Annotated in this window: 18 protein-coding genes and 1 tRNA gene; 6 read left to right on the forward strand and 13 right to left on the reverse strand. The window is 66.2% G+C overall.

What is annotated here, in order from left to right; all coding sequences use genetic code 11:
• Positions 1-8 precede the first annotated feature (8 nt).
• Positions 9-83 (forward strand) — tRNA-Val (locus AXYL_RS03515).
• 334 nt (positions 84-417) lie between these two features.
• Positions 418-585, forward strand: coding sequence for a hypothetical protein (locus AXYL_RS35145; protein WP_013391454.1), 168 nt, complete (start codon positions 418-420; stop codon positions 583-585).
• Positions 586-609: 24 nt separating this feature from the next.
• Here AXYL_RS35145 and AXYL_RS03525 read toward each other — a convergent pair whose 3' ends face one another.
• The 5 genes from AXYL_RS03525 to AXYL_RS03545 form a co-directional block, all read right to left on the reverse strand.
• Entirely contained in the window at positions 610-1,074 is a 465-nt protein-coding gene (locus AXYL_RS03525) for a YaiI/YqxD family protein (protein WP_013391455.1), read from the reverse strand.
• Between the two features lie 4 nt (positions 1,075-1,078).
• A complete protein-coding gene (locus AXYL_RS03530) occupies positions 1,079-1,345 on the reverse strand; it encodes a hypothetical protein (RefSeq protein WP_013391456.1) in 267 nt (88 codons plus the stop codon).
• A 42-nt stretch (positions 1,346-1,387) separates the two neighbouring features.
• Positions 1,388-2,893 carry a TAXI family TRAP transporter solute-binding subunit gene (locus AXYL_RS03535; protein WP_041652186.1) on the reverse strand — a complete coding sequence of 502 codons (1,506 nt, stop codon included), beginning with the start codon at positions 2,891-2,893 and terminating at the stop codon, positions 1,388-1,390.
• Positions 2,890-4,098 (reverse strand): sodium/glutamate symporter, encoded by a 1,209-nt coding sequence (gene gltS, locus AXYL_RS03540; protein ID WP_013391458.1) that lies wholly within the window; start codon positions 4,096-4,098, stop codon positions 2,890-2,892. Before gltS ends, AXYL_RS03535 begins: the two co-directional genes overlap by 4 nt.
• A gap of 187 nt (positions 4,099-4,285) precedes the next feature.
• Positions 4,286-4,783, reverse strand: coding sequence for a GNAT family N-acetyltransferase (locus AXYL_RS03545; protein ID WP_013391459.1), 498 nt, complete (start codon positions 4,781-4,783; stop codon positions 4,286-4,288).
• 257 nt (positions 4,784-5,040) lie between these two features.
• On the opposite strand from AXYL_RS03545, the gene AXYL_RS03550 reads away from it, so the two are divergent.
• Both AXYL_RS03550 and AXYL_RS03555 read left to right on the forward strand, forming a co-directional pair.
• Positions 5,041-6,093: a glycosyltransferase family 2 protein gene (locus tag AXYL_RS03550; RefSeq protein WP_013391460.1), complete on the forward strand. Its 1,053-nt coding sequence runs from the start codon at positions 5,041-5,043 to the stop codon at positions 6,091-6,093.
• A 1-nt stretch (position 6,094) separates the two neighbouring features.
• Entirely contained in the window at positions 6,095-7,672 is a 1,578-nt protein-coding gene (locus tag AXYL_RS03555; RefSeq protein ID WP_013391461.1) for a glycosyltransferase family 39 protein, read from the forward strand.
• Here AXYL_RS03555 and AXYL_RS34015 read toward each other — a convergent pair.
• The gene (locus tag AXYL_RS34015; RefSeq protein ID WP_013391462.1) at positions 7,632-8,027 is read right to left on the reverse strand and encodes a GtrA family protein; all 396 of its coding nucleotides are present in this window, start codon (positions 8,025-8,027) and stop codon (positions 7,632-7,634) included. The two genes, AXYL_RS03555 and AXYL_RS34015, sit on opposite strands and share 41 nt — an antisense overlap.
• A 36-nt stretch (positions 8,028-8,063) precedes the next feature.
• Here AXYL_RS34015 and AXYL_RS03560 point away from each other — a divergent pair, with 36 nt between their 5' ends.
• Entirely contained in the window at positions 8,064-8,879 is an 816-nt protein-coding gene (locus tag AXYL_RS03560; protein WP_013391463.1) for a ChbG/HpnK family deacetylase, read from the forward strand.
• Positions 8,880-8,907: 28 nt separating this feature from the next.
• Here AXYL_RS03560 and AXYL_RS03565 read toward each other — a convergent pair whose 3' ends face one another.
• Positions 8,908-9,771: a LysR family transcriptional regulator gene (locus AXYL_RS03565; protein ID WP_013391464.1), complete on the reverse strand. Its 864-nt coding sequence runs from the start codon at positions 9,769-9,771 to the stop codon at positions 8,908-8,910.
• A 122-nt stretch (positions 9,772-9,893) separates the two neighbouring features.
• On the opposite strand from AXYL_RS03565, the gene AXYL_RS03570 reads away from it, so the two are divergent.
• Positions 9,894-10,376 carry a multidrug/biocide efflux PACE transporter gene (locus tag AXYL_RS03570; protein ID WP_013391465.1) on the forward strand — a complete coding sequence of 161 codons (483 nt, stop codon included), beginning with the start codon at positions 9,894-9,896 and terminating at the stop codon, positions 10,374-10,376.
• Here AXYL_RS03570 and AXYL_RS03575 read toward each other — a convergent pair.
• The 6 genes from AXYL_RS03575 to AXYL_RS03600 form a co-directional block, all read right to left on the reverse strand.
• Positions 10,351-11,001 carry a GntR family transcriptional regulator gene (locus tag AXYL_RS03575; RefSeq protein WP_013391466.1) on the reverse strand — a complete coding sequence of 217 codons (651 nt, stop codon included), beginning with the start codon at positions 10,999-11,001 and terminating at the stop codon, positions 10,351-10,353. The two genes, AXYL_RS03570 and AXYL_RS03575, sit on opposite strands and share 26 nt — an antisense overlap.
• The gene (locus AXYL_RS03580) at positions 11,001-11,966 is read right to left on the reverse strand and encodes a branched-chain amino acid ABC transporter permease (RefSeq protein WP_013391467.1); all 966 of its coding nucleotides are present in this window, start codon (positions 11,964-11,966) and stop codon (positions 11,001-11,003) included. The genes AXYL_RS03575 and AXYL_RS03580 overlap by 1 nt, the downstream gene beginning before the upstream one ends.
• Before the next feature lies 1 nt (position 11,967).
• Positions 11,968-12,870: a branched-chain amino acid ABC transporter permease gene (locus tag AXYL_RS03585; RefSeq protein ID WP_013391468.1), complete on the reverse strand. Its 903-nt coding sequence runs from the start codon at positions 12,868-12,870 to the stop codon at positions 11,968-11,970.
• A 109-nt stretch (positions 12,871-12,979) separates the two neighbouring features.
• Positions 12,980-14,185 carry an ABC transporter substrate-binding protein gene (locus AXYL_RS03590; protein WP_013391469.1) on the reverse strand — a complete coding sequence of 402 codons (1,206 nt, stop codon included), beginning with the start codon at positions 14,183-14,185 and terminating at the stop codon, positions 12,980-12,982.
• 57 nt (positions 14,186-14,242) lie between these two features.
• Positions 14,243-14,968, reverse strand: a complete 726-nt coding sequence (locus tag AXYL_RS03595) for an ABC transporter ATP-binding protein (RefSeq protein WP_013391470.1) — start codon at positions 14,966-14,968, stop codon at positions 14,243-14,245.
• Entirely contained in the window at positions 14,961-15,716 is a 756-nt protein-coding gene (locus AXYL_RS03600) for an ABC transporter ATP-binding protein (protein ID WP_013391471.1), read from the reverse strand. Before AXYL_RS03600 ends, AXYL_RS03595 begins: the two co-directional genes overlap by 8 nt.
• Positions 15,717-15,720: the final 4 nt, after the last annotated feature.

Below are 15,720 nucleotides of genomic sequence, written 5' to 3' on the forward strand. Positions count from 1 at the left end.
CTCTTTCGGGGTGGTTAGCTCAGTGGTAGAGCACTGCCTTCACACGGCAGGGGTCACTGGTTCGAACCCAGTACTACCCACCAAAGACCCTTGGAAGACAACGCAGGCCCCAGGTCCAACGTTGTCGGCGCCCCAAGGTTAAAAAGACGCAAAGCAAAAAGCCAGCCGCGAGGTTGGCTTTTTTGTTTTGCACGCGTCGAACATATCGAGCCCGCCTTCAAGCCCAAGTGCTTTGGCCCGGGGTGCTTTGCATATGGGACGCCAGCCATTGCGCGGAACCGTCCCTTTCATTACGCTTAGATTGATTTGACGCAAGCGGACTCTCATCGATTGAGCCGCATCGCATGCGAGCCTGACTATCATTGATAACAAAGGCTTTGGCCCGTGGGGCCAGGCGTAGGCGAACAGGAGAAGGTCATGTCCGAGCACACCACTACCATGTTGATCATCATCGGCGCTGGCGTGGCGCTCATGCTGATCGGCTTCGGGCTGCGCGACCGCAATCTCGGCATGGGGCTGATGGGCGTAGGCCTGATCACGGCCCTGGGCACGATTATCTACAAGGCCTACATCACCTTCTATTGACCGCCTGTCGCGGCCGCCGGGGACTCAGCCCTTCTGCGCGTTGCGCGCCGCGCGCGCCAGCAGGCTGTCCAGCTGGTTGGCGAAGGCCTTGCGGTCGGCCTGGCTGAACGATGCCGGGCCGCCGGTGTCTACGCCGCTGGCCCGCAATTCTTCCATCATGTCCCGCAGCGCCAGCCGTTCCCGGATGGTTTCCGGCGAATAGCGCTCGCCGCGCGGGTTCAGCGCCAGCGCGCCTTTTTCCAGGACCTCCGCGGCCAGCGGGATGTCGCCGGTGATGACTAGGTCGCCCGGCTCCGCGCGTTCGGCGATGTGGGCGTCGGCGACGTCGAAGCCGCGCGGCACCTGCACTGCGCGGATCAGCGGCGAGGGCGGGGTGTAAAGCATCTGGTTGGCCACCAGCGTCAGCGGCACCTGCCAGCGCTGGGCAGCGCGGAACAGGATGTCTTTGATGACCGCGGGGCAGGCGTCCGCATCGACCCAGATGTGCATGCGCTTATTTGTCCAGCGCGTTCTGCAGCACTTCGGCGACGATGTCGTTGGTGGACACGCCGCGTTCGGCCGCCAGGGCGCGCAGCTTGTCGGCGTGCGCCTGCGACAGCTTCAGCGGGAAGGGCACCAGGCCGGCGGCCTGGTCCAGCTTGCGCTGCTCGCGGCGGTCGGGCGCTTGCGAGGCGGTGCCGAAGCGGTCCGGCGTGGCGGCTTGCTTGAGTTGGCCGGCCAGCTTCAGGGCCTGGTTTTTCTGCAGATCGAGTTTATTCATGGGAATTCCTGGTAGGGAGCGCAATCATAAGCGCAACCGGCTTCATTGCGGTTTGGCCTGTTCCAGCTTGGCCAGCCCTTCCTGGGCGCCGTCGTGCAGCGGCACGGTCAGCCCGCGCCGGGCGGTCGCTATGCCGACCTGGGCGCCCTGGGCCGATCCTGCGGCCAGCAGGTCCTGTCCGGTCACGTAAACCGCGCGCACGATCACCAGGGCTTCATCGCGAGTCAGGTCGGCGGTGGTGAGCAGCAGCGCCGCCATGCCCAAGGTGGGGATTGCTTCGGTCTGGTTGGGGTAGGTGCCGGCGGCGATGTCCAGCGGCATCAGCGCGTTGTCCTCGGCCGCGGTCAGCGTCTTGATGGCGGCGGGGTCCAGCGGCAGCAGTTTCAAGCGGGCCTGGGTCAACGCGTCGCGCAGGGGCGTTGCGGGCACGCCGATGACCTGGGCGGCGGCGTCGACCGTGCCGGCGTTCAAGGCCGGCAGGGACTCGGTGAAGGGGGTGTCGGCCACCTTGTAGTCGCGGCCGGCCTGCAGGCCGTGGGCGGCCAGCACTGTTTCCAGCGTGGCGCGCACCGCCGAACCTTCCGGCCCGAGGGCGATGGTCTTGCCCTTGAGGTCGCGCACGCCGCGCAGGGCGGCATCGTCGCGCACCACGATATGGACCAGTTCCGGATACAGGCTGCCCAAGGCGCGCAGCCCGGTGAACGGACCCTGGCCCGCGAACGGCCCCTTGCCGTCGTAGGCGAGCCGCGCCGTGTCGGCCTGGGCCAGCCCGACCACGGCGTCGCCGCTACGCAGCAGCGCGATGTTCTCGGCGCCGCCGCCAGTGATCAGGGGCGAGACGCGGATCTGCTGCTTGCGCGCCACGTCGCTCAGGGCGCGCGCGAAGGCCACGTACTCGCCACGGTCCGGGCCGCCGGCCAGCGGGTAGCCCTGTTGCATGCGGGCCAGCCGGCCGTTGATGCGCGCGACCGAACGCTCCAGTTCCTGCTGCACCACGTGCTGCGCGGTGCTGGAGGCGCTATAGGAAACCGAATGGGTGATCTGGTCCAGCGTATCCAGCAACTGGCGCGTGACGGGCGGCGGCGCGCCGGTGTCCAGGTTGGGCGCCTCGGCTGCCTTGAAGCCGGCCGGGGTCACCAGTTTCCAGGTGTCGCCGTCCTTGCGGTAGATCGCGCTGGCGTGCGCAACGATGCGGTCGCCGGCCTGGTTGCCGCCGGATTTCACGCCGCTGATGCTGCGCGGGCCGGCCCCCAGCAGCGTGACCAGCGCGGCGGCGCCGGGCTGGTCCCAGGCGCCCAGGGTGACGTTGCGTCCCAGGTCCAGTTCGACGTCGTAATAGACCACGCGGCGGGTTTCGCCCGCGGGGGCGCTGTTGTCCGAGGCCGATCCCATGCGCTTGAGTTCGGCGATACGGAACAGGCCGGCGCCATAGGCGGTGGCCAGGCTGTGTTCGACGTCGGCGCGCAAGGCGTCGGTATCCGGCGCGCGGCCGCAGGCCGCCAGCAGCAGGCAGAGGCTCAGGATGACGAGGCGTTTGAACATGGTCACATACCCCCCACGAACGGCAAGGAGATCAGCGAGGTCAGCACGATCACGTTGAGGATGTCGACCAGGAAGGCGCCGGTGACCGGTACGACGATGAACGCTTCCGGCGCCGGGCCATGGCGCCGCGTCAGTGCCTGCATGTTGGCGATGGCAGTGGCCGTGGCGCCCAGCGCGAAGCCGCAGAACGCGGCCGACATGATGGCCGCCTCGTAGTCGCGCTTGAGCATGCGGAACACCACCCAGGCGGCGTACAGCGCGCAGACCAGGGTCTGCACCACCAGCATCATCGCCAGGGGACCGGCCAGGCGCGCCACGCTGGACAGGTCCAGCGTCATCATGGTCATGCCCAGGAACAGCGACAGGGAGATGGTGCCGATGATCTCGGTGGCGCGGTCGTCCAGCTTCAGGCCCAGCCGTTCGCCGCCGTTGCGGATCAGCACGCCCGTGGCCAGGCACCAAAGGAAGTTCGGCAGGCTGACCGGGGCGTCCTCGACCAGCGCGGCCAGGTAGCCGCCCACCACCAGGCAGACCAGCGCGGCGGTCAGGGACACGATGTAGGAGCCCGCTGTGGAGGTAGGCGCGTTTTCCATGAGGTCCGGGGCCTCGTGGCCGTCGCCCGGCGCATGGTCGAGGCTGCCGGCCAGCTTGTGGCGCCGCATCAGCCATTCGGCCACCGGTCCGCCCACCACGCCGCCCAGCACCAGCCCCAGGGTGGCGGAGGTCATCGCCAGCGCCATGACGTCCTGGATGTTGTTGAAGTCGGCGAAGCGCGTGGCATAGGCCGCGCCCGTGCCGTGTCCGCCCACCAGCGTGATGGTGCCGCCCAGCAGGCCCATCAGCGGATGCATGTCCAGCAGCCAGGCCATGCCCAGCCCCACGGCGTTCTGCAGCACCAGGAAGGGGATCAGGGCCAGCAGGAAGGCGATCAGCCTGGGGCCGCCCTTGGCCAGCAGCTTGAGGTTGGCGGTCAGGCCGATGCTGCCGAAGAACAGCAGCAGCAAGGTCGGCTTGATGCTGGTTTCCAGCGAGACGGAAACGCCGCCCCAGGTGGACAGCAGGTAGGCCAGCACGGCGAACAGCAGACCGCCCACGATGGGGTCGGGAATGCTGTAGCGGGCGAGGACGCCGATCCTGGTGGTGAGCACGCGTCCGATGACCAGGACGAGGCAGCATGCCAGCAGCGATTGAACGGGCGTAAGCGAGATCATAGGTACCTTTGCGCCCTGTCAGGGCACGGTGAACTTTCTGGCTGTTTGAACCCTGCCGCCTCACACGGACTGAGGCTTATGTTACGTCCGCCGCGATGGCGGTGTACATGGGGGCAGGGGAGCGGCGCGCGGCGCGGAGCCGGGCGGGCGGAGAGGCCGTGGCGGGAGGCCGCCGCGGCCGGGGCGGCTAGAGCGGAAACGCGCGCGACATGTACTGCGCGCGCGGCCCATAGCCGGCCAGTTTTTCGGCCAGGTCGGCGCTGTCTGCGCTGACCGGCTGATAGCCGTGGCGCTGCCAATAGCCCACGGCGGACTCCAGGGACACCAGGCTTGCCCGGCGCAAACCGCCTTCGTGTGCGCTGGCCGCGGCGGCGCGCAGCAGCGCCTGGCCGACGCCCAGTCCTTGCGCCGAAGGCGCCACGGCGCAGTCGTGCAGGAACCAATGGTCGGCACCGGCCGGCAACGCAGCCAGCGTGACGTCCAGGGCAGGGGGCAGTCCCGCGTCCCAGGGATAGGAGATCAGATAGCCCAGCAACCCGTCCAGATTGGCGGAAGCTTGCGCGACCCAGCAGTGCGTGGGGGCGAGCGTCAGGCGGTTCTGGAAGAAACCGGCGCTTTCCAGCAGGAAACCGGGGTAGGCCAGGGTCTGGAGGGCCAGGATGGCGTCCACGTCGCTGGCCCGCATGGGCCGGACTCGATATTGCATGACAACCTGCGAAAACAAGAACTCGGGCGCATTTTACCGATGCGCGCGCGGTCCCCGGCTTTACAGGCCTTCACAAATTGGGGACACAGGTTCACCGGACTTTATTGTTTTCAGGGATCGGGCTCCTAGAATTTGCCCTGGATTACCGGCTGATCGGGCTGCGGCGCATTTTATGAAAATTCAACGACCCGCTGCGCATACTGCTCGCCATAGTCCTGCAATCCGAGTCTAGAGCCATGCACATCCAGTTCCGGTCCGAACCCATCGTCCCGCAAGTCTTGACCAAATCGTTTCCCCTGGAATCGGTGTGGCCGGCGGCCGAGGCCAGCGTACCGTACGACACCTGCGTGACCTGCGTCATTCCCTGCCTGAATGAATGCGAGAACCTGCGGGTGCTGCTGCCGTTGCTGCGCAACCGTCTGGAGGCGCTGTGCACCAGCTGGGAAATCATCGTGGCCGACGACGGCAGTACCGACGGCACGGAAGCGCTGATGGCCGAATGGACCGAGCACGATGGCTTCCGCTACGTGCAGCTGTCGCGCAACTTCGGCAAGGAAGCCGCGATCAGCGCCGGCCTGGAAGCGGCCACCGGCAATGCAGTGATCTGCCTGGACGCCGATCTGCAGCACCCCCCCGCACTGATCGAGCAGATGCTGGCGCGCTGGGCGGCTGGCGCCGAGATGGTCTACGCCGTGCGCGAGACCCGCGCCGATGAATCCTGGGCCAAGCGCGCTGGCGCGCGCTGGTTCTACAAATTGCTCAGTGGCGCGCGCGGCGTGGACGTGCCGGCGCACGCCGGCGATTTCCGCCTGATGGACCGCAGCGTGGTGAACGCCTTGATTGCCTTGCCCGAACGCACCCGTTTCATGAAGGGCCTGTACGCCTGGGTCGGCTTCAAGGGCGAGGCCCTGACCTATACCCCCGACGAGCGCATGCATGGCGACAGCCGTTTTGGCAGCATGCGCCTCTTCCGGCTGGCGCTGGACGGCCTGACCGCCTTCACCACCTGGCCGTTGCGCCTGGTCAGTCTGGTCGGCGTGGCTTTCGCCATGCTGGCGCTGGCCTATGCGGCTTACTTGGTTGGCGAATACCTGTTCTTCGGCAACGAGGTCTCGGGCTGGACGACGATCGTGACGGCGGTGCTGTTCTTTGCCGGCGTGAATCTGATTTCGCTGGGCGTGGTGGGCGAATACGTGTCCCGGATCTTCGACGAAGTGAAGGGCCGGCCTCTGTTTGTCGTGCGCCGCCGCCAGGGCCGGGCTTCCCGGCCGGGCCAGGGTTTGAGCTGACATGTCCGCCACCACTTTCTGGCGGCGTTCCGATTGGACCCCGCCGGCGGGACGCTTCCTGCTCGCGATAGGCGCGTGGCTTGCCTTCCTGGCCTGGCTCAGGCCGCTGACCCTGCCGGACGAAGGGCGCTATGCCGGCGTGGCCTGGGACATGCTGCGCAGCGGCTCGCATGCGGTGCCCTTGTTGGACGGCATGCCGTACTTCCACAAGCCGCCGCTCTATTACTGGCTGACCGAGCTGTCCTTCTCGATCTTCGGCGTGCATCCCTGGGCGGCGCGAGTTCCTTCCTGGCTGGCCGCGTGGGGCGCCCTGGCGGCTCTGTACTGCTTCGTGCGGCGCTACCGCGATAGCGCGGCGGCCGCGCTGACCGTGCTGGTCCTCGCCACCATGCCGTTTTTCTATGGGGGCGCGCAGTTCGCGAATCTGGACATGCTGGTGGCCGGCCTGATCACGCTATGCGTGCTGGCCGCGGCGGACGCGGTGCTGCGCGTCGAGCAAGGCCAAGCGTGGCGCACGATGTCGGTGGCGGCCGCGGTGCTGGCGGCGTTGGCGGTACTGGCCAAGGGCCTGATCGGCTTGGCGTTGCCGGGCGCCATCCTGCTGATCTGGCTGCTGTGGGAGCGGCGCTGGCGCGGCCTGGCCGCGCTGTTCTGGCCGCCCGCGCTGTTGGCCTTCATCGCCATGGCGGCGCCGTGGTTCGTGCTGATGCAGCTGCGCTATCCCGGTTTTTACGACTATTTTTTCGTCTATCAGCATTTCCAGCGCTTCGCGGCCAGCGGCTTCAACAATGCGCAGCCGTTCTGGTTTTACTTGCCGGTGATCGTCGGGCTCAGCCTGCCCTGGTCGCTTTGGGGTGGCGGCATTCTGCGCAAGGCGTTCTGGGAAGGCCCCACGCGCAGCCTGCGGCGTCTGGCCTTGGCGTGGTTTGCAGTTGTGGTGGTGTTTTTTTCGCTGCCGAACTCCAAGCTTGTGGGCTATGTCCTGCCGGCGCTGGCGCCGCTGGCCTTTCTGCTGGCGGAAGTGATTCAGGGCGCCAGGCGCGCCGATGCTGAAGGCACCACGCGCCTGGTGCGTCTGAGCGCGGCCGTGGCGGCTGGCATCTGCGTCATCGCGGTGGGCATTGCGGCCAACAATGCGCGCGGCAGCGCCGCTCCCCTGGCCAAGGTGGTGCGCCAACAGGCGCAGCCGGAAGACACCTTCGTGTCGCTGCACACCTATCCTTTCGATCTGGCGCTGTACGCCAGAGCCGCGCGGCCCGCGTGGGTGGTGGACGACTGGCGCAACCCCGAGGTGCCGGTGCGGGACAACTGGCGCAAGGAGCTGTACGACGCCGCCCAGTTCGATCCCGAGACGGGCGCGGAGGTGCTGCTAAGCCCCACCGAGTTCACTGCGCGTCTGTGCCAGGCGGCGGAAGGCGCGCGTTTCTGGGTATGGGGTACCGCGGCGGACAACCCGGTCTATCCGCCGCTGCAGGGGCTGGCGCCCGTGGCCAGCAGCGTGAAGTACGTGATGTGGCGCGTCGACGTGGACGCGGCCTTCAGGCAGCGGGTTTGTGGCGGAATGCCCAGAACCGGCTGACGATGAAGGTCGCCACGGCGAGCCCGAGCAGGATCAGCGCGAGCAGGATGTCGTAGCGGATGGCGGTGTTGTGCAGCAGCCAGGCGTAAGCGGCTTCGTTGATGAGGAAGCCTATGGCTGACACAAAGAAGAAACGGCGCGCTGCTACCGTCCAGGGAGTTTTGGAATGTCGGAACGTCAGCCGGTAGTGGCCGGTGAAGGAAACCGCGAAGGCGATCAGCCACCCCACCAGGTTGGCGGCCAGGGGCGGCATGCGCAAGAGTTCGACGCAACCCACGGCGACAGCCCAATGGGTGGCTGCGGCGGCGCATCCGACAGCAATGAAGGTGCTTACTTGTTGCAGCAGGGCGCGCATGAAGGCTGTGATGAAAGGGAAGTCAAAGGTATAGCGATGAGCAAACGTATCGTGGTCTGCGGTGACGATTTTGGCATGAATGCCGACATCGATGAAGGCATGATTGCGCTGGCCGGCATGGGCCGCCTGAGCGCGGTCAGCTGCCTCGCGCTGGGCCCTTCGTTCGCGGCGAACGCAGGGCGGCTGGCGCAGATGAACGTGGATATCGGCCTGCACGTGAACTTCACCGAAGCGCTTGAACCCGGCGCTGAACCCATGCCCACGCTGAGCCGGCTGATCCTCAACGCCTACACGGGCAGGCTGGACGGCGCCTGGGTCGAGGCGCTACTGGAACGCCAGTTCGATGCCTTCGAGGCCGCGTTCGGTCGCGCGCCGGATTATGTCGATGGCCATCAGCACGTGCATCAGCTGCCCGGCATCCGCGAACGCCTGCTGCAGCTGCTCAAGCGGCGTTACGGAGCGCACATGCCGTGGCTGCGCCAGACGGCGCCAGGCATGCAGTTCGGCATACCCTTGAAGGAAGCCATCAAGGCGCGCGTCATCGGCGCGCTGGGCTCCGCGGCGCTGGCGCGCCAGGCGCGCCAGGACGGCATGCGCACCAATCGCCGGCTGCTGGGTGTTTACGGTTTCGAAGGCGGCAAGCGCCGCTACGCGGATCTGCTGCAGAACTGGCTGTTCAACGCGCGCGACTGCGACCTGCTCATGTGCCATCCGGCGATGGGCAGCCAGGACGGCTGCGCCATGTCGCGCCAGCGCCGCGCGGAATTCGACGTGCTGGCCAGCCCCAAGCTGGGCGACTGGCTCAACGCCAACGGCGTGCACATTTCGCGCTTGCCCGCCACGGCGCGCTGACCGGCTCCAGATCCTGTTGCGTGCGGCGCTAGCCGCCCGTCAGGCTCTGCAGCAGCCAGGCGCCCGCCGGCCCCAGCGCGCGGCGGCGCGACCAGACCGCATCGACGCGGATATGGCGCGGCCAGCCCGGCGCTTTCAACTCCACCAGCTGGTCCTGGCCGAAGCGCTGGATCATCCAGCGCGGCAGCTCGGTCCAGCCGAATCCGCGGCTGGCCATTTCCAGCAGCATCAGATAGCCGGGCGCAGACCAGGTGGCATAGGCTGGCTCGGCTTCCTTGTCGCCCAGTTCATACGTGCTCAGGCGCAGCGCGCGCTCGGATTTCAGCTGGTCTTCGGTGACTCGGGGCAGCTTGGCCAGCGCGTGGCCGCGGCCCACGCACAGAACGATCTCCGACAGCTCCGCCAGCGTGGCGTGCGCCACGTCGGGCGGATAGCTGTCCTGCGCGGCCATCAGTCCCAGGTGAGCGCGTCCCTGCTGCACCAGCGCCACCACGTCCTCGTATTCCGCGATCAGGCATTCGAAACGCAGCGCCGGATAGCGCTGATCGATCTGGCTGAGCATGGTATCGAAGGTCTCGGATTGGAAGGTGTCGGACAGTACCACCGTCAGCCGGGGCTCCAGGCCCTCAGCCAGTTGGCTGGCGCTGCGGTTCAGCCTGTCGTTCGCCGCCAGCACCTGCAGGGCCTGCCCCAGCAGCACCTGGCCAGCCTCGGTTAGCGTCGGCTGCCGCTGGCTGCGGTCGAACAGCGTGACGTTCAGGTCCACCTCCAGGTTGGCGACGGTCTCGCTGACGGTGGACTGGCTTTTGCCAAGCTTGCGGGCGGCGGCGGAAAACGTGCCTTCGGAGGCAACCTGGGCGAACGCTGCCAGGGATTCCAGGGAGTGGCGCATGCGGGCAGGCTCCGGGGTAGGGCTTATGGGTTATCGGTTTTTCCGATGAAAACCATCTTTATGGTAACGGAAATATCGTCGAAAATTCCTGCCACTGAGTATCAACCGACCGCAGGTGGGTCATGACGCAAGCCAAGAAATCCCTCAAAGAACGTTTCCTCCACGCCTTTCTGTTCGAAATCATCGCCATCGGCCTGTGCGCCCCGGCGGCCGCCTGGGCCATGGGCAAGTCCCTGTTTGAAATGGGCGTGTTGACCGCGGTGATCGCCTGGATCGCGCTGGTCTGGAACATGATCTACAACGCGGGCTTCGACCGCATCGAGAACAGCATGGGCTGGACCCGCACGCTGCGGTTGCGCGTGGTGCACGCCTTCGGTTTCGAATTGGGCCTGATCCTGATCGTGATTCCGCTGGCGGCCTGGTGGCTCAATATCAGCCTGTGGCAGGCCTTCGTGCTGGATATCGCGCTGGTGCTGTTCTATCTGCCCTACGCCTTCCTCTACAACCTGGCGTATGACCGTTCGCGGCCGCGGGTCTTGCAGTGGCTGGCCCGCCGCAATGGGCAGGCCGCGCCGGCCGTCACGCGTCAATCACCTTGCGCGTGAACATCTCCAGGTAGTCCATCAGCGAGTCCGCGCCCTTGATGGCCGCGGACTCGTTGCCGGTGGCGATGCCTTCGGCCATCAGCATGTGGCGGCGCGCGCCTTCGGCAATGTCGCCCTCGTGTTGGTAGGCGTACCAGAAGCGCCGGCACTGGATGATCAGCGGCGCCACCGCGTTTACGGCCGAGGCGTTGCGGCAGGCCTGGTGGCAGACGTGGTCCAGCAGCTGGTCGGCATGCATGTAGTCGTCGAGATTGCCGCCTTCCGCCGCGCGTATCATCTGCGCCGCGCAATCCACGATCTGGCTGCGCTGAGCCGGCGTGGCGCGGCGCGCGGCATTGGCGGCGATCAGCTGCTCCAGCGCCCGGCGGGTCTGGATCAGGTCCATGTGGTCGGCCAGCTGGATCATGGACACGCGCAGGCCGCGCCGCGGCTCCTGGCGTATCAGCCCGGCGGCGACCATGCGCAGCAGCGCCTCGCGCAGCGGCGTGCGCCCCAGGCCGGTCTTTTCGACCAGATCCGCCTCGACGACCGCGCTGCCCGGTTGCAATTGCAGCGTGGCGATCATGCTTTCGATCTGATCGTAGGCGACATCGGCGGCGCGCCGTTTGGATTCTGCTGCTACCATCAACTATTGTTTTCCTTCGTTTTGCGCCACTGCGCGTAGGCCAGCCATTCGCCGACGAATCCGCGCCGGAAGAACGACACGCACAACACGAAAATCAGTCCGATGACGATGGTGACGACGTCGCCCAGGGTGGCAAGGTAATTCTGCAAGCTGACGACCAGCGTCGCGCCGACCACTGGCCCCCATACCGTGCCGATGCCGCCCAAGAGCGTCATCAGCAGCACTTCCGTGGAGGTAGCGAGCGACACGTCGTTCAATGCAACCAGCTGGAGCACCAGCGCCTTCAGCGAACCGGCCAGGCCGGCGACCGCGGCCGACAGCACGAAGGCCAGCAGCTTGCACCGGTCTGTATCGTAACCTAGCGATATGGCGCGTGGCGCGTTGTCGCGGATGGTCTTGAGCACCTGGCCGAAGGGCGAATGGATCACCCGGTAGACGAACAGGAAGCCCAGTACAAACACCCCCAGCGCGAAGTAATACATGTTGGCGTCGACGCTCAAATCCACCAGGCCCAGGAACTTGCCGCGTGGAATGCCCTGCATGCCGTCTTCGCCGCGCGTCCAGCCCACCTGCACGGCCATGAAATACGCCACCTGCGACAGCGCCAGCGTGATCATCGCGAAGTAGATGCCGGTGCGCCGGATCGCCAGCCAGCCGATCGCGTAGCCGATGGCGGCGGCCATGGCCACGCCGCAGGCCATGGCGATCTCTGGCGGCAGGCCGCGGGCGCCAAACAGGATCATCATTTCGCCGGCCGCGTAGCCGGCCCAGCCGAAGAACGCGGCGTGGCCGAAGGACACCAGCCCGGTAAAGCCGGTCAGCAGGTTGAAGGCCAGCGCGAACAGCGCAAAGCACAACACCTTCATCACAAACACGGGGTAGACGATCTGCGGGAAGAACGGCACCAGCAGGGCCGGCACCAGCAGCAGCGCCAGGATGCGGATCGAGGAGGGTATGCGCTGCACCTTATTTCTCCTTGCCGAACAGGCCGGCCGGGCGCGTCAGCAGAACGATCGCCATCACGATGAAGACGACCACCGTCGAGGCTTCGGGATAGAACACTTTGGTCAGCCCTTCCAGCAAGCCCAGGGCCAGTCCGGTGACGATGGCGCCCATGATGGAACCCAGCCCCCCGATCACCACCACGGCGAACACGATGTTCAGCAGGTTCGACCCCATCAGGGGGTTGATCTGCATGACGGGCGCGGCCAGCACCCCGGCTACGCCGGCCAGCGCCACGCCGAAGCCGTAGGTCAGGGTGATCATCACCGGTACGTTGACGCCGAAGGCCTGCAGTAGCCTGGGATTTTCAGTGCCCGCGCGCAGCATGGCGCCCAGCCGGGTCCGCTCGAACAGATACCAGGTGGCCAGGCACAGCACCAGCGACGCCACCACCACGAACGCGCGGTAGGCCGGCAGGAACATGAAGCCCAGGTCGAAGCCGCCCTGCAGGATCTCGGGCGGTTCATAGCCCACGCCCGAGATGCCGTAGAAGTAGCGGAAGCCGCCTTCCATCATCAGCGCGATGCCGAAGGTCAGCAACAGGCCATACAAGTGGTCCAGGTGGTAGAGCCGCTTGAGCAGCGTCTTCTCGATCACGACGCCCACCAGCCCCACCAGCAGCGGCGCCACGATCAGCGCGGCCCAGAAGTTGATCTGCACGCCCGGACCCAGCAGCTGCGGCAGCTGCGTGAAGCCGATCCAGGCCAGGAACGCCGCCATCATGAATTGGGCGCCGTGGGTGAAATTGACGATGTTGAGCAGGCCGAAGATGATGGCCAGCCCCATGCTCAGGATGGCGTAGAAGCAGCCGTTGATCAGCCCCACCAGCAGTTGGGCGAGCAAGGCGGGAAGCGAGATGTCGAACATAGTAGGCGGCGGGCGGACAGGTGTCGCGTCGATTTCCGGGAAGCGCGCGGCGGTGCGCCGCGGCCAGGGCAGCCGGCGCCGCACGCCAGGCGTGCGGCGCGTGGCGGCTTTACGTCTTGTTCAACGAGCACGCGGCCTGGGGCTTGGGAAACACGTCCTCGCCCTTGAGCACCGACTTCACGTTGTAGTAGTCCCACGGCGCCTTGGATTCCTTGGGCGTCTTTACCTGCAGCAGGAGCATGTCGTGTACCAGTGCGCCGTCGGCGCGCAGCTTGCCGTTGCGGATCACGGCGTCGTTGATGGTCATTTCGCGCAGCTTGGCCATGACCGCCGGCGCATCGTCGGTGCCAGCGGCTTCGATCGCCTTCAGGTACGACAGCGTGGCCGAATACACGCCCGCCTGCGAGGCCGTCGGCATCTTCTTGGCCTTCTCGAAGAACTTCTTGGCCCATGCGCGCGAGGCGTCGTCATAGTCCCAGTAGAAGGCTTCGGTCAGGTACATGCCCTGCGCCTTGGCCAGGCCCATGCTGTGCACGTCCGAGATGTAGGTCAGTAGCGGCGCCACGATCTGCTTCTTGTTGATGCCGAACTCGTTGGCCTGCTTGACCGCGTTGACCGTGTCGTTGCCGGCGTTGGCCAGCGCGATGACATCCGCCTTCGAGGCCTGCGCCTTCAACAGGAACGAGGAAAAATCATTGCCGGGGAAGGGATGGCGCGACACGCCCACCACATTGCCGCCGTTTTCCTGGATGACTTCGGTGCCGTCCTTTTCCAGCGAGTGGCCGAAGGTGTAGTCGGCGGTGATGAAGTACCAGCTCTTCTTGCCCTCCTTGACCAGCGCGCGCGCGGTGCCGGCGGCCAGGGCATAGGTGTTGGTGGTCCACTGCGCGTTCAGCGGCGAGCATTTCTCGCCCAGGATGGCGGTGGACAGGCCGGCCGACGGCATGGTCACGCGGTTCTTCTGCTTGGCGATCTCCATCACCGCCAGCGCGGTGGACGCGGTGGGGAAGTCGGTGATCATGTCGACCTTGCCTTGGTCGAACCATTCGCGCGCCAGGTTGGCGGCGACGTCGGGCTTGTTCTGGTGGTCGGCCGAAACCACTTCCACCGGTTTGCCCAGCACCTTGTTGCCCATTTCCTCGGCGGCCATGCGCGCCGCGATCACGGAGCCGTTGCCGGCCAGGTCGGAATAGACGCCGGACAGGTCGGTCAGGACGCCGATCTTGACCACGTCGTCGCTGACCTTGGTCTGGGCCTGGGCGGCGCCGATCATGCCGACGGCGAACAGCGCTGCTGCGATTCGATTCAATTTCATCTGACTACGCTCCGTGTAGGAAGGGGACTGCGGTCGGAAGGAATGCGGCTGGAAAACTCAAATGCCGAGCAGGGCGTTCAGCCTGTCCTGCGATTGCCGGACCTCGGCGCGGTCGATCACCGCCACCACCTGGCCGTGCTCGATGACGTAATGGCGGTCGGCCAGGTGTTGGGCGAAACGGAAGTTCTGCTCGACCAGCACGGTGGTGTAGCCGCGCTCTTTCAATTGCCGGATCACGCGGCCCAGGGATTGCACGATGACGGGGGCCAGGCCTTCGGTGATTTCGTCCAGCAACAACAGGCGGGCGCCGGTGCGCAGGATGCGCGCCATCGCCAGCATCTGCTGTTCGCCGCCCGACAGCCGCGTGCCAGGGCTGTGGGCGCGCTCTTTCAGGTTGGGGAACATGTCGTAGATCTCCGCCACCGACATGCCGTCCGGTCCCACCGAGGGCAGCAGCATGAGGTTTTCCTCGGCGCTCAAGGACGCATAGATGCCGCGTTCCTCGGGGCAATAGCCGATGCCGCGGCGCGCGATCTTGTGGGGCGGCAGGCCGACGGTCTCCTGGCCCCGGATCTTGACGGAGCCGCTGCGCCGGCTCACCAGGCCCAGGATGGACTTCAGCGTGGAGCTGCGGCCCGCGCCGTTCCTGCCCAGCAGGGTCACGCATTCGCCCGGCTTCACGTCCAGGTCTATGCCGTGCAGGATGTGCGATTCGCCGTACCAGGCGTGCAGATTGCGGATCTCCAGCATGCTGGAGGTCGAGGCCGGGGCGGCTTCATTCATCTTCGGCTCCCATGTAGGCTTCGCGCACCGCCGGGTTTTCCGACACGGTTGCGTAGGGGCCTTCGGCCAGGATCTCGCCCCGCTGCAACACGGTGATGGTGTCGGAGATGTCTGCCACCACTTTCATGTTGTGTTCGACCATGAGGATGGTGCGGCCGGCAGAGACCTGCTTGATCAGGTGCTTGACCCGGTCTACATCTTCGTGGCCCATGCCCTGGGTGGGTTCGTCGAGCAGCAGCAGCTCGGGTTCCAGCGCCAGCGTGGTGGCGATTTCCAGCGTGCGCTTGCGGCCATAGGGCAGGTCGCCCGCGGCCACGTCCAGATGCGTGCGCAGGCCAACCTGGTCCAGCAGTTCCTCGACGCGGTGGTGCAGGCTTTCCAGCGTGCGTTCCGAACGCCAGAAGCAATAGTCCACGCCGAGTTTGCGCTGCAGGGCCACGCGCACGTTTTCGCGCACCGACAGCAGTGGGAACACGGCGGAAATCTGGAACGAGCGCACGATGCCGCGGCGGGCGGTCTGCGCCGGGCGTTCCTGCGTGATGTCCACGCCGTCGTACAGGATCTCGCCGCGCGTCGGGATGTGGAACTTGGTCAGCAGATTGAAGAAGGTGGTCTTGCCCGCGCCGTTGGGGCCGATGAGCGCGTGGATGGCGCCACGGCGCACGCTCATGTCGACGTTGTTGACCGCAACGAAGCCGCGGAATTCCTTGCTCAGGCCCCGGGTCTGAAGAATGATGTCGCTTTGCATGATG

Origin of the sequence: Achromobacter xylosoxidans A8 (genome assembly GCF_000165835.1) — a bacterium.
GTDB classification, from domain to species: domain Bacteria; phylum Pseudomonadota; class Gammaproteobacteria; order Burkholderiales; family Burkholderiaceae_B; genus Achromobacter; species Achromobacter xylosoxidans_B.

Bases quoted from the DNA above. Each gene is read 5' to 3' on its own strand.
- AXYL_RS03570 (WP_013391465.1), top strand. From the start codon at position 9,894: ATGACGCAAGCCAAGAAATCCCTCAAAGAACGTTTCCTCCACGCCTTT.
- gltS (WP_013391458.1), bottom strand. From the start codon at position 4,098: ATGATCTCGCTTACGCCCGTTCAATCGCTGCTGGCATGCTGCCTCGTC.
- AXYL_RS03545 (WP_013391459.1), bottom strand. From the start codon at position 4,783: ATGCGGGCCAGCGACGTGGACGCCATCCTGGCCCTCCAGACCCTGGCC.
- AXYL_RS03555 (WP_013391461.1), top strand. From the start codon at position 6,095: ATGTCCGCCACCACTTTCTGGCGGCGTTCCGATTGGACCCCGCCGGCG.
- AXYL_RS03590 (WP_013391469.1), bottom strand. From the start codon at position 14,185: ATGAAATTGAATCGAATCGCAGCAGCGCTGTTCGCCGTCGGCATGATC.
- AXYL_RS34015 (WP_013391462.1), bottom strand. From the start codon at position 8,027: ATGCGCGCCCTGCTGCAACAAGTAAGCACCTTCATTGCTGTCGGATGC.
- AXYL_RS03600 (WP_013391471.1), bottom strand. From the start codon at position 15,716: ATGCAAAGCGACATCATTCTTCAGACCCGGGGCCTGAGCAAGGAATTC.
- AXYL_RS03530 (WP_013391456.1), bottom strand. From the start codon at position 1,345: ATGAATAAACTCGATCTGCAGAAAAACCAGGCCCTGAAGCTGGCCGGC.
- AXYL_RS03550 (WP_013391460.1), top strand. From the start codon at position 5,041: ATGCACATCCAGTTCCGGTCCGAACCCATCGTCCCGCAAGTCTTGACC.
- AXYL_RS03595 (WP_013391470.1), bottom strand. From the start codon at position 14,968: ATGAATGAAGCCGCCCCGGCCTCGACCTCCAGCATGCTGGAGATCCGC.
- AXYL_RS03585 (WP_013391468.1), bottom strand. From the start codon at position 12,870: ATGTTCGACATCTCGCTTCCCGCCTTGCTCGCCCAACTGCTGGTGGGG.
- AXYL_RS03575 (WP_013391466.1), bottom strand. From the start codon at position 11,001: ATGGTAGCAGCAGAATCCAAACGGCGCGCCGCCGATGTCGCCTACGAT.
- AXYL_RS35145 (WP_013391454.1), top strand. From the start codon at position 418: ATGTCCGAGCACACCACTACCATGTTGATCATCATCGGCGCTGGCGTG.
- AXYL_RS03560 (WP_013391463.1), top strand. From the start codon at position 8,064: ATGAGCAAACGTATCGTGGTCTGCGGTGACGATTTTGGCATGAATGCC.
- AXYL_RS03525 (WP_013391455.1), bottom strand. From the start codon at position 1,074: ATGCACATCTGGGTCGATGCGGACGCCTGCCCCGCGGTCATCAAAGAC.
- AXYL_RS03565 (WP_013391464.1), bottom strand. From the start codon at position 9,771: ATGCGCCACTCCCTGGAATCCCTGGCAGCGTTCGCCCAGGTTGCCTCC.